Below are 11,422 nucleotides of genomic sequence, written 5' to 3'. Positions count from 1 at the left end.
CGCCCGCGCCAGCGCCGTGGGCGCTGGCGTGCGCAAGTGCAACGAGGGGGGTTCGAGGCAGGCCCGCGCGCGCGTGACGCACCGCCCGCGCGAAGGCGTCGTCGTCGGCTTGTCGATCTGGTGGAAGAAGTTGTCTCCCGATGGCCGCAACGCCAATCAGGTGACGAGTCAGGCGCTGACCGACCTCGGGGGCTCGGCGACGTTTTACGACTGCCTGGTGGAAGTGGAGCCAATGCATTGACAAGCTTCGGAGCGGCGGACTCGGACGGGTTTGGTGGAAGGCGTCTAACCCGATTGTCGGAGACCGGCCGAAAAGCTAGGATCTCGTTTCCGCACGATCATTCTAAAATCATATAAAGGAGACGCCGTATGGAGAAACCCTGGCTGAAGTCTTACCCGGCCGGCGTGCCTGCGGAGATCGATCCATCCGCGTATCGGTCCGTTTCGGAGCTGCTCGAGGACAGCTTTCGCGCGAATCGCGATCGCCGCGCGTTCGTGTGCATGGGCCAGGCGATCACATACGCCGAACTCGACGCGATGTCGAGAAAGCTGGCCGCGTGGTTCCAGAAGCGAGGAATGAAGCCGGGCGCGCGCGTCGCGCTGATGATGCCGAACGTGCTGCAGTATCCGATCGCGATCGCGGCGGTATTGCGCGCGGGTTACATTGTCGTCAACGTGAATCCGCTTTACACGCCGCGCGAACTCGAGCATCAGCTCAAGGACAGCGGCGCGGAAGCAATCGTCATTTTGGAGAATTTCGCCGGCACGTTGCAGGCGGTCGTCAAGAACACGGCGATCAAACATATCGTCGTCGCGGCGATGGGCGATCTCATGGGTTTGAAAGGGGTGCTCGTCAACTTCGTCGTGCGCAGCGTGAAGAAGATGGTGCCAGAGTGGAAACTGCCTGGCAGCGTCCGATTCAACGAAGCGCTGAGCGAAGGCGGCCGCGGCACGCTCCAGCCGGTCACCCAAAGTCCCGATGACGTCGCGTTCCTGCAGTACACCGGCGGCACGACGGGCGTCGCGAAAGGCGCGACGCTCACGCATCGCAATCTGATCGCGAACACGCTGCAGTCAGAAGTGTGGCTCGACCCGGCCCGCAAGCGCCGTCCCGACATCGATCAGTTCGTTTGCGTGGTCGCGCTGCCGCTTTATCACATCTTTGCGCTGACGGTCTGCGGCATGCTCACGATCCGTACCGGCGGCCTTGGCGTGCTGATACCGAACCCGCGAGATATCGCCGGAACCATCAAGGAACTGAAGGGCGTTCCCATCAACACATTCCCGGCCGTCAACACGCTCTACAACGCGTTGTTGAATCATCCAGACTTCAACAAGCTCGATTTCTCGAAGCTCATCGCTGCGAACGGCGGCGGGATGGCCGTGCAGGAAGCCGTCGCGAAGCGCTGGTTCGCGGCGACCGGCGTGCCGATCGTCGAGGGTTACGGCTTGTCCGAAACCTCGCCGTGCGTGACCTGCAATCCGGTGACGGCGATTGAATACACGGGCACGATCGGCTTGCCGCTTCCGTCCACGGAAATCTCCATCCGCGACGACGACAACAACGAAGTGCCGCTCGGCCAGCCCGGCGAGATCTGCATTCGCGGCCCGCAGGTGATGGCGGGCTACTGGAATCGTCCCGACGAAACCGCGAAGGTGATGACCCCCGACGGCTTCTTCCGCTCAGGCGACGTCGGCGTGCTCGATGAGCGCGGCTACGTGAAGATCGTCGATCGCAAGAAGGACATGATTCTCGTCTCCGGCTTCAACGTGTATCCGAACGAGATTGAAGATGTTGTCGCGATGCTGCCCGGCGTGTTCGAAGTTGCCGCGGTGGGCGTGAAGGATCAGGCGTCGGGCGAAGCGGTGAAGCTCTTCATCGTGCGCAAGGATGCGAGCCTGACGGAAGCGGATGTCATCGCGTACTGCAGGGAACGGCTGACCGGCTACAAGCGTCCGCGCATGATCGAGTTCCGCAACGAGTTGCCGAAGAGCAATGTCGGCAAGATCTTGCGGCGGGAATTGCGCGACGGCCGCGCGTAGCGGCTGCATCGTCCAAAGCGAAAAGCCTTCGTGTCGCGAGATGCGAAGGCTTTTTTGTTGCCCGCAGCGGAACGAAAAAAAGGCGCCCGAAGGCGCCTTTCAGTGCGTACTGCTTTGTTACGACCTTATTAGAACTTGTGGCGGATACCGACAACAGCGGCAACCTGGTTCGACGTCGACGACGCCGACAGGCCGTTGATGTTCGCAACCGCAGGGCGGTTCAACGAATCCGTGCCGCTTGCGTGCTGGTAGATACCGTCGATGTACACGTCCGTGCGCTTCGACAGGAAGTAGTCCGCGCCGAGCATGCCTTGGTGGTACTTGGCATCGGCCAGGCCGTAACCCTTCGTGTAGTCATATGCCACGCCCAGCAGCAGGGCCGGGGTCAGCTGATACTTGAAGTTGATTTCGGCGTTATGGAACTTGCCCGAGCCGCCCGTGTAGCCAGCCGGGTTCAGGCCAGCGCCTGCTTCGTTGTTGACGTCCTTGAACTGCGTGTTGCTATACGTCGCGCCGATGGTCGCTGCGCCGAACGTGTAAGCACCGCCAGCCGAGATGACTTGCTGCGTCTTGGCCGATGCGAAGCCCGAGTACACGCGGCTCGACATGTTCGAAGCCGTAGGCGTCGTGGCAGCGTTGCGGCTCGTGGCGTTGTTGCCGAAGAACGAGTAGTTCGGGTCCTTGACGTTCAAGTAGCCCGCGCCCAATTGCAGCGGACCCTGCGAGTAGCCGAGACCAACCGACCAGATCTGGTTGCGGTTGAACTGGCCAGCTTGGCCGCCGAGGCTGTACAGGCCGCCGAACGTGAAGCCGGCGTAGTTCGCGCTCGTGTACTTGATCGCGTTGTTCACGCGATTCGAGTTGTTCATGTTGTCCAGGTCGCCCGGGTGCGCGCCGAAGTACGACGCCCACTGGCTACCGACTTCGAATGCGCCGGTGTAGTCAACCACGGAGTCGTACTGGCGACCCAGCGTGACCGTACCGAATTGCGTCGAGCCCAGACCGACATAAGCCTGGCGGCCGAACAGGTCGCCGCCTTGGCCCAGCTGGCCGTTGAACACGTTGAAGCCGCCTTCCAACACAAAGATGGCCTTCAGACCGCCACCGAGGTCTTCCGTGCCGCGCAGGCCCCAACGGCTACCTTGCAGGTTGCCGCTGTTCATGGAGTACAGCTTTTGGCCGTTGCTGTTGTTGTTGTACGCGAAGCCAGCGTCGATGATGCCGTACAGCGTCACACTGCTCTGCGCATGTGCGGCGCCTGCGAATGCGCCCAGTGCGGCGAGAGCGAGAAGCGACTTTTTCATTGATTGAATCTCCAAGGAGTGTTTGCGACTTTTGGCAAGGTCACTGTTCTTAGCGCCAGTGTGTTGACGGTCCCTGCCTGCTTCTTAACGAAGGTGACACGTAATGTAACAAAGAGGCTTTAACGGACAAAGGAAAAGGGGCTGGTCCGCCGGACTCATGTGACGTTTACGCAACAGGCGCTAAAATGTTGGTTTTGCAGGATATTTGCGACCCGTGTTTGCCCTAATTACCAAAACAGGTGCTTCATAAGGGGCGATCGGGCGGTCGACGGTGTCAGGTTGGTGCCATATTCGCGATCAGACTTCGAGCCTGTAATCCGGAGAAATCGCACATGCTCCGTGGCCGCTGAACGCGGTATCCGGCAAGCCCGCGCCCCTTCGGCGCCAGTCGATGTGCGCTAAAATTCGCGTTTTCCGCGAGCGTCCGCTCCGTCTGCGGACCATGAAGAGAGAGGTGACACCATGACGCTCGATGAAGTCATCAGCGAATTCGATCGAGGCTTGCGGTCCATGACGGGCGTGAGCCGCATGTCGCGTCCGATTCCTGAATCGACGATGTCGCCTCTGGACGCGACCGGCGATGTCCTCTCGGAACAATCGCAACTCACCGAAGAAGAACGCGCCCATTCGGCCGGACTGATGCGCGTGAATCACGTTGGCGAAGTCTGCGCGCAAGCGCTTTATCAGGCGCAGAAGCTCGCCACAAGCTCGCCCGAGCTCAAGGCCAGTTTCGAGCGAGCGGCGCGTGAAGAGGAAGACCATCTCGCGTGGACATCGACGCGGCTGAAAGATCTGGAATCGCGGCCGAGCCTGCTGAACCCGTTGTGGTACGCGGGTGCGCTGGCGATCGGTTTCGTCGCGGGGCGCTTCGGCGATCGCGCGAGTCTCGGCTTCATGGCCGAAACCGAGCGTCAGGTCGAGCAGCATCTCGATGGCCACATGAAGACCTTGCCCGTCAACGATCACGCATCCCGCGCGATCGTCGAGCAAATGCGTCTCGATGAAAGCGCGCACGCCGCAGCAGCCATCGGCGCTGGTGGGAGCGAGGTTCCGTTTCCGGTGCGCGCGTTGATGCGCGCAGCTTCCAAAGTCATGACGCGCACGGCCTATTACATATAGTGTGACAAAGCCTCGTTCGCTCGCTTGCCGGGTCGAGCGAGGCATTCGCCGCCGAAACTCATCATCGAATCAAAAAACGGCTGTAAGAACCGTTACATTTCCCTCATTTCGCCTGCTCTTTTCACGTACTACCTTCACATCCCGCACTAGCTCTCTAATTCATAACGGTTTTCTCTTTTGCCGTTACTTCAAGCTCCTGCGCTAAGTCCTTGTTCTAGCAAATAAAAAGCACTCGAAAAAAAGGTGCGCGTCTTGACCGAGGAAATGCGTTCCTCTAAAGTGGGAGACAGTGTGAGAAAGTGGTCTTTTGTGTGATTCACAACCCATTTTCGAGCAAAACTGGAGAGGGACGGGCGTCGTGGTGGGCGTCCGAAAACGGGGAGAAGGGCGAGTGTTCCAAGGGGCGTCGGCGCTGACGCTCGATGCGAAAGGGCGGATGTCGGTTCCGTCGCGCTATCGGGAAGCGCTGCAAGGGCAGGCAGAAGGCCGGGTGACGCTCACGAAGAGCCCGGATGGATGCCTGTTGCTCTTTCCCCGCCCGGAGTGGGAAGTCTTCCGCGCCAAGGTCGCCGCGCTTCCGATGGAAGCCATGTGGTGGCGGCGCATCTTTCTCGGTAATGCAATGGATGTCGAACTCGACGGCAACGGGCGCGTGCTGGTCTCGCCCGAGCTGCGCGCTGCCGCGTCGCTGGAAAAAGAAGTGACGCTGCTCGGCATGGGCGCGCACTTCGAGTTGTGGGACTCGCAGACTTACGCGGCGAAGGAAGCCGCGGCCATGGCGCAGGGCATGCCCGACGCGCTGAAAAATTTCACTTTCTGACGCGGCGCTGAACAACATGGCTCCTGCGATGGGAAATGAACTGCAGCATCGCACGGTGCTGCTGAAGGAAGCGGTAGACGGGCTGCTCACGCGCGCGGACGGCATCTATATAGATGGCACTTTCGGGCGCGGCGGTCATAGCCGGGCGATTTTGCAGCGACTGGGTGACGCGGGGCGGCTGATCGCCTTCGACAAGGATCCGCTCGCGATCGCCACGGCGCAACAGATTCAGGATTCGCGCTTTTCGATCGTGCACGACAGCTTCGCGGCGTTGCGCGACGCGGCGAGCGAGCGCGGAGTAGGGCGGGTGTCGGGCGTGTTGCTGGACCTTGGCGTGTCGTCGCCGCAGGTGGACGACCCGGAGCGCGGCTTCAGCTTCCGCGCAGAAGGTCCGCTCGACATGAGGATGGACCCGACTCGGGGCGAGTCGGCGGCAGAGTGGCTCGCGCGTGCCACGGTGCAGGAAATCACGGAGGTCATCAGAGATTATGGGGAAGAACGGTTTGCTTTTCAGATTGCAAAGGCGCTTGTTGCTCGCCGGGCAGAGTCCGACCGTCTTGGGCCTCTCGACAGCACGCGCGAGCTTGCCGAAATCGTGGGTCACGTCGTCAAAACCCGTGAAAAGGGCAAGGACCCGGCAACTCGCACCTTTCAGGCTATACGGATTCACGTCAATCAAGAGCTTGCGGAGCTGCAGGTAGTACTCGAATCGGCATTGGCATTGTTGGAGCAAGGGGGGCGGCTGGTCGTGATCAGCTTTCATTCACTCGAAGACCGGATCGTCAAGCGGTTCATGCAGGCGCACGCGAGCGCGCCGGCGGTGGACCGTCGTTTGCCGATCCGCGCGGTCGATCTTCCCAGCCCGCCGCTGCGCGTGGTCGGCCGCGTGTTTCCGAGTGATGCCGAAGTCGCCGATAACCCGCGCGCCCGTTCCGCGGTGATGCGTATCGCCGAGCGGATCGCGCCATGAATCGCCTCAATATCTTCCTGCTCATCATCGTGCTCGGGTGCGCGCTGTCGGTCGTCAGCTCCACCAATCAGCAGCGGGAGATTTTCATCGACTTGCAAAGGGCGCAATCGCAAGAGCGTCAACTGCAACAGGATTACGCGCAGTTGCAGTACCAGCAGAGCGCGTTGTCGAAGACATCGCGCATCGAGCAGTTGGCCACCAACTCACTGAAAATGCAGCCCGTGACGACCGGCCGAACGCAATATCTCACCTACGACACGGCCGCCAACAAGGCCGCCGACGCACCCATGCCGCCGCCGCTGCCGGCGTCGGCGCCGCCTGCACGCGGAGCCAAGCGATGAAAAAGTCCGCGAAGCAGAAAGACATCGCTCACACGCCGAATCCGCTTCTCGCCGTGCGCCTGCCCATGTGGCGCTCGAAGCTCGTCGTGTTCCTGCTATTCATGGCGTTCGTCGCGCTGGCCGGGCGCGCGTTCTGGATTCAGGGCCCGGGCAACGCGTTCTTCAAGAAACAGGGCGAAAGCCGCTATCAGCGCACGCTCGAAATGCCTGCGACGCGCGGGCAGATCCGCGACCGTAACGGCCTCGTGCTCGCAACGAGTTTGCCGGTGAAGGCCATCTGGGCGATTCCCGAAGCCGTGCCGAACGATCTCGGCGCGGACAAGTTCGCGCAATTGTCCAAACTTCTCGAAATGCCGGAAAAAGAGCTTCGCGCGAAGCTCTCGATGGACAAGACCTTCGTCTATGTGAAGCGCCAGGTGCCGCTCGAAGTCGCGCAGAAGGTCGCCGCGCTCGACATTCCCGGCATCTATTCGCGCGGCGAATACAAGCGCTTCTATCCGGAAGGCGAAATCACCGCGCACCTGATCGGCTTTACTAACATTGAAGACAAGGGACAGGAAGGCGTCGAACTCGGCGACCAGAACGTCCTCGCCGGCACGCCGGGCATGCGCCGCGTCATCAAGGACCGCATGGGCCATATCGTCGAGGACGTCGACGAGCAAGTCGTGCCGCACAACGGCGCGGACGTCGAACTTTCGATCGACAGCAAGATTCAGTACATCGCGTACACGAACCTGAAGGCCGCCGTCGAGAAGACGAAGGCGAAGGCCGGCGCGGCAATGGTCATCGACGTGAAGACGGGCGAAGTGCTCGCGCTCGTCAACTATCCCACGTACAACCCGAACGATCGTTCGCGGATGACCGGCGAGCAGTTGCGCAACCGCATTCTCACGGACACCTTCGAGCCGGGCTCGATCATGAAGCCGTTCACCGTCTCGCTCGCGCTCGATCTGCATCGGGTGACGCCGAATACGCTCGTCGAAACGGGCGGCGGCGTGTTCGTGCTCGACGGCGCCCGCATTACGGACGATTCTGGCTTCGGCACGCTCACCGTCGGCGGCGTGATTCAGAAGTCGAGCAATATCGGCGCGACCAAAATTGCGATGCAATTGCGTCCCGAGGAAATGTGGAACATGTACATGAGCATCGGGCTCGGTCAGGCGCCGAAAGTCGGTTTTCCGGGCGCCGTGACCGGGCGTCTGCGCCCGTGGAAGAGCTGGCGACGCATCGAGCAGGCGACGATGTCGTACGGCTACGGCCTGTCCGTGTCGCTGTTCCAGCTCGGGCGCGCGTACACGGCGATCGCGAACGACGGCAAGATCCTGCCGGTCTCGATTTTCCGCACGGCGGGCGATCAGCCGCCGCTCGGTCAGCAAGTGTTTTCGCCGACTACCGCGCGCGAAGTGCGTGCGATGCTCGAAACCGTCGTGTCGAAGGGCGGCACGTCGCCGGATGCGGCGGTGGCCGGCTATCGCGTCGGCGGCAAATCGGGCACGGCGTACAAGCATGCGGGCCACGGCTACGACCATTCGAAGTACCGGGCATCGTTCGTCGGCATGGCGCCGATGCCGAATCCGCGCATCGTCGTGGCCGTATCGGTGGATGAACCGACGGTCGGCAGCCACTTCGGCGGTCAGGTGTCGGGTCCGGTGTTCTCGGGCATCGTCGGCGATACCTTGCGCGCGCTGAACGTGCCGCCCGATATGCCAGTGAAGCAAATGGTCGTGACGGACGATTCGAACTCCGCCACGCAAGCGGCCGCCAAGCAGCCGGCGAATACGAACAACGCGAATACCGCGAAGAAATTCGCGGTGTCGAGCAATACGAAGACGCACCCGGGAGTCGTGCGATGAGCGCGCAAACCCGACAGAGCAAGATGCAAAAGGACGTATCACAAGCCGTTCAATGGCTGCGCGCCCACGCGCAGCCCGAGGCGCAATTGCACGCCGACACGCGCTCGCTCAAAAGCGGCGACGTGTTTCTAGCCTATGCGGTCGACGGCGCGGACAACCGTCCGTATCTCGACGCCGCGCTCGCCGCAGGCGCGGCTGCGGCGCTCTATCAGCCGGAGAATTTCGCGGGCAAGCCGGACGCGTCGAAGACGCTCGCCGTGAAGGCGCTGAACGAACTCGCGGGCCCGATCGCATCCGCGTGGTACGGCGAGCCGACCGCGTCGATGCTTACCGTCGGCGTGACGGGCACGAACGGCAAGACTTCGTGCAGCCAATGGATCGCGACTGCGCTCTCCGCGCTCGGCCGTCCGTGCGCGATCGTCGGCACGCTCGGCATCGGCATGCCGGGCAAACTGGTGCATAGCGGCTTCACCACGCCCGACGCGCCGCAGCTTCAGCGCAATCTTGCGCAATTGAAAGCTCAGGGCGCGGAAGGCGTCGCGATGGAAGTGTCGTCGCATGCGCTGCATCAGGGGCGCGTGAACGGCGTCGATTTCGATATCGCCATCTTCACGAATCTCACGCAGGATCATCTCGACTACCACGGCACGTTCGAGGCGTACGAAGCGGCAAAGGCGCGTCTTTTCGCGTGGCCGTCGCTGAAGACGGCAATCGTCAATCGCGACGATGCGGCCGGTCAGCGTCTGATCGAATCGCTGCGCGGCAAGGTGCGGACGATTGCCTACGGCGTCGAGATGCCCGCCGATGCCGCGCCGAGCGCCGACGCGTTCCTGCTCGCAACGCAAGTCCGCGCGACTGCGACCGGCACTGCGTTTCATCTGTCGTCGGACTGGGGCGAAGCCGATGTCGAAGTCGGCACGCTCGGCACGTTCAACGTGAGCAATCTGCTTTCCGTGCTCGGCGTGCTGCTCGAAGTGGGCGTGCCGTTCGATGCCGCCATCGCGCGCATCGAAAAGCTCGAATCGGTCAACGGCCGCATGGAGCGTCTCGGCGGACGCATTCAGAGCGACGAGCCGCTCGTCGTGATCGACTACGCGCACACGCCCGACGCGCTCGACAAGACCCTCACCGCGCTGCGCCCGATCGCCGAGGCGCGCGGCGGCGAGCTCGTCTGCATGTTCGGCTGCGGCGGCGACCGCGACGCCACCAAGCGTCCGCTGATGGGCGAAATCGCCGAACGCCTCGCGGATCAGGTCGTCATCACGAGCGACAACCCGCGCAGCGAAGATCCCGTCGCGATCATCGATCAAATCGCCGCCGGCATGAGCGAAGCCGCGAAGGCGCGCCGCGTCGAAGACCGCGCGAGCGCGATTCTGCAAGCAATACGAAGTGCGGCGCGCGAGGACGTCGTCGTGCTCGCCGGAAAAGGGCACGAAGCCACGCAGGAAATCATGGGCAAGAAGCGCGCGTTCTCGGATCAGGATCACGCGCGTCTCGCTCTGGCCGCACGCGCCACACAACAACGCGGAGGCGGCGAATGACGATGTTCACTTTGCGCGAAGCCGCCGCGATGATTCCCGGCGCCGTCCTTAAGGGCGATGCGGGTATCGCCATCGCGCGCGTCGTCACGGACAGCCGCGGCGTGCAGGCCGGCGATCTGTTCGTCGCGGTGAAGGGCGATCGCTTCGATGCGCATGATTTCCTCGATCAGGTGGCGAAGAGCGGCGCGGCTGCTGCGCTCGTGTCACGCGACCCGAGCAACTCCGGTGCCTGGCCACTTCCGGTCATCAAGGTAAAGGACACGCGCGCGGCGCTCGGTGCGTTGGCGCACGGCTGGCGCAAGCGCTTCACGATGCCGCTCGTCGCGGTCACGGGCAGCAACGGCAAGACGACGGTCAAGGAGATGATCGCGTCGATCTTCGCGGCTGCGGTCGGCGAGGAAGCGCGCCTCGCGACGGCGGGCAACTTCAATAACGACATCGGCTTGCCGCTCACGCTGTTTCGTCTGAAGGCGTCGCACAAGCTCGCGGTCGTCGAACTGGGCATGAATCATCCGGGCGAAACCGAAGTGCTCGGCAAGATCGCCGCGCCGGATGTCGCCGTCGTCAACAACGCGCAGCGCGAGCATCAGGAATTCATGGCGACGGTCGAAGCGGTCGCGCTCGAGCACGCATCGGTCATTCATGCGCTAGGCGATACCGGCACGGCCGTGTTTCCCGCCGACGACCAGTACGCCGTCTTCTGGCGCACGGCCGCGACCGGCAACGCGATCATCGATTTCGCGCTGACCGCCGATGCATCGCAGGCCGCCGTCACCGGTACGCTCGAAGGCACGACGGTCCACATGCAAACGCCGCAGGGCGCGGTCGACATCGCGCTGAACGTGCTCGGCGAACACAACGCGCGCAACGCAATGGCGGCGACCGCGGCAGCGCTTGCCGCAGGCGTTTCGCTCGATGTCATCAAGCGCGGTCTCGAAGCGTTCGAGCCGGTTAAAGGCCGCTTGCAGGTGAAGCGCGCGATGCTCGGCGCGCTCGCCGGCGCGACCGTCATCGACGACACGTACAACTCGAATCCCGATTCGATGCGCGCCGCGATCGACGTGCTCGCATCGCAGGCAACGCCCCGCGTGCTCGTGATGGGCGACATGGGCGAAGTCGGCGAGGAAGGTCCGGCGTTTCATCGCGAAGTCGGCGCGTATGCGGCGGAGTGCGGCATCGATGCGCTCTTCGCGCTCGGCGCCGCGAGCGTCGATTCGGTGAACGCATTCAACGCGGCCGCATCGAAGCAAACCGCGCAGCATTTCGCCGATGTCCGCGAACTGCTCACCGCGCTCGAACAGGCAGGCTACGGCAACAAGGCCACGTATCTCGCGAAAGGCTCGCGCTTCATGAAGATGGAGCGCGTGGTGGATGCCTTGACGAGTCCACAACAACCCGCAGCGGGCGATGCGCCCGCTGCACATTGATTCA

General features: G+C 62.6%; 10 protein-coding genes. 9 read left to right on the top strand and 1 reads right to left on the bottom strand.

Annotation, left to right across the window (positions count from 1 at the left end):
• Positions 1-241, top strand: a 241-nt coding sequence (locus NCS00_RS12355; RefSeq protein WP_284508127.1) for a molybdopterin dinucleotide binding domain-containing protein, incomplete at its 5' end; no start/stop codon positions are given.
• Between the two features lie 128 nt (positions 242-369).
• On the top strand, positions 370-2,043 hold the full coding sequence (locus tag NCS00_RS12350) for a long-chain fatty acid--CoA ligase (protein WP_250440210.1): 1,674 nt from the start codon (positions 370-372) through the stop codon (positions 2,041-2,043).
• 128 nt (positions 2,044-2,171) lie between these two features.
• Here the strand turns inward: NCS00_RS12350 and NCS00_RS12345 are convergent, their stop codons facing one another.
• Positions 2,172-3,347 (bottom strand): porin, encoded by a 1,176-nt coding sequence (locus NCS00_RS12345; protein WP_008343007.1) that lies wholly within the window; start codon positions 3,345-3,347, stop codon positions 2,172-2,174.
• 462 nt (positions 3,348-3,809) lie between these two features.
• Here NCS00_RS12345 and coq7 point away from each other — a divergent pair, with 462 nt between their 5' ends.
• The 7 genes from coq7 to NCS00_RS12310 all read left to right on the top strand — a co-directional run bounded on the left by coq7 (position 3,810) and on the right by NCS00_RS12310 (position 11,418).
• Positions 3,810-4,466, top strand: a complete 657-nt coding sequence (gene coq7, locus NCS00_RS12340; RefSeq protein ID WP_034471434.1) for a 2-polyprenyl-3-methyl-6-methoxy-1,4-benzoquinone monooxygenase — start codon at positions 3,810-3,812, stop codon at positions 4,464-4,466.
• Between the two features lie 391 nt (positions 4,467-4,857).
• A complete protein-coding gene (gene mraZ / locus NCS00_RS12335; protein ID WP_008343002.1) occupies positions 4,858-5,286 on the top strand; it encodes a division/cell wall cluster transcriptional repressor MraZ in 429 nt (142 codons plus the stop codon).
• A 28-nt stretch (positions 5,287-5,314) separates the two neighbouring features.
• Complete coding sequence (gene rsmH, locus NCS00_RS12330; protein WP_008343001.1) at positions 5,315-6,256, top strand: 16S rRNA (cytosine(1402)-N(4))-methyltransferase RsmH; 942 nt, start codon at positions 5,315-5,317, stop codon at positions 6,254-6,256.
• The gene (gene ftsL / locus NCS00_RS12325) at positions 6,253-6,597 is read left to right on the top strand and encodes a cell division protein FtsL (RefSeq protein ID WP_008342999.1); all 345 of its coding nucleotides are present in this window, start codon (positions 6,253-6,255) and stop codon (positions 6,595-6,597) included. Before rsmH ends, ftsL begins: the two co-directional genes overlap by 4 nt.
• The gene (locus NCS00_RS12320; RefSeq protein ID WP_250440209.1) at positions 6,594-8,450 is read left to right on the top strand and encodes a peptidoglycan D,D-transpeptidase FtsI family protein; all 1,857 of its coding nucleotides are present in this window, start codon (positions 6,594-6,596) and stop codon (positions 8,448-8,450) included. Before ftsL ends, NCS00_RS12320 begins: the two co-directional genes overlap by 4 nt.
• Positions 8,447-9,991: a UDP-N-acetylmuramoyl-L-alanyl-D-glutamate--2,6-diaminopimelate ligase gene (locus NCS00_RS12315; protein ID WP_244807651.1), complete on the top strand. Its 1,545-nt coding sequence runs from the start codon at positions 8,447-8,449 to the stop codon at positions 9,989-9,991. The genes NCS00_RS12320 and NCS00_RS12315 overlap by 4 nt, the downstream gene beginning before the upstream one ends.
• Entirely contained in the window at positions 9,988-11,418 is a 1,431-nt protein-coding gene (locus tag NCS00_RS12310; protein ID WP_250440208.1) for a UDP-N-acetylmuramoyl-tripeptide--D-alanyl-D-alanine ligase, read from the top strand. Before NCS00_RS12315 ends, NCS00_RS12310 begins: the two co-directional genes overlap by 4 nt.
• Positions 11,419-11,422 lie beyond the last annotated feature (4 nt).

This window comes from Caballeronia sp. AZ1_KS37, assembly GCF_023631165.1.
GTDB lineage: Bacteria > Pseudomonadota > Gammaproteobacteria > Burkholderiales > Burkholderiaceae > Caballeronia > Caballeronia zhejiangensis.
Note: the sequence above shows the minus strand (reverse complement) of the source record. Positions and strands in the feature narration are given on the sequence as shown.

Excerpts from the sequence above, each read along its gene's own strand:
- NCS00_RS12350 (WP_250440210.1), top strand. The coding sequence starts at position 370 with ATGGAGAAACCCTGGCTGAAGTCTTACCCGGCCGGCGTGCCTGCGGAG.
- NCS00_RS12345 (WP_008343007.1), bottom strand. The coding sequence starts at position 3,347 with ATGAAAAAGTCGCTTCTCGCTCTCGCCGCACTGGGCGCATTCGCAGGC.
- coq7 (WP_034471434.1), top strand. The coding sequence starts at position 3,810 with ATGACGCTCGATGAAGTCATCAGCGAATTCGATCGAGGCTTGCGGTCC.
- rsmH (WP_008343001.1), top strand. The coding sequence starts at position 5,315 with ATGGGAAATGAACTGCAGCATCGCACGGTGCTGCTGAAGGAAGCGGTA.
- ftsL (WP_008342999.1), top strand. The coding sequence starts at position 6,253 with ATGAATCGCCTCAATATCTTCCTGCTCATCATCGTGCTCGGGTGCGCG.
- NCS00_RS12320 (WP_250440209.1), top strand. The coding sequence starts at position 6,594 with ATGAAAAAGTCCGCGAAGCAGAAAGACATCGCTCACACGCCGAATCCG.
- NCS00_RS12315 (WP_244807651.1), top strand. The coding sequence starts at position 8,447 with ATGAGCGCGCAAACCCGACAGAGCAAGATGCAAAAGGACGTATCACAA.
- NCS00_RS12310 (WP_250440208.1), top strand. The coding sequence starts at position 9,988 with ATGACGATGTTCACTTTGCGCGAAGCCGCCGCGATGATTCCCGGCGCC.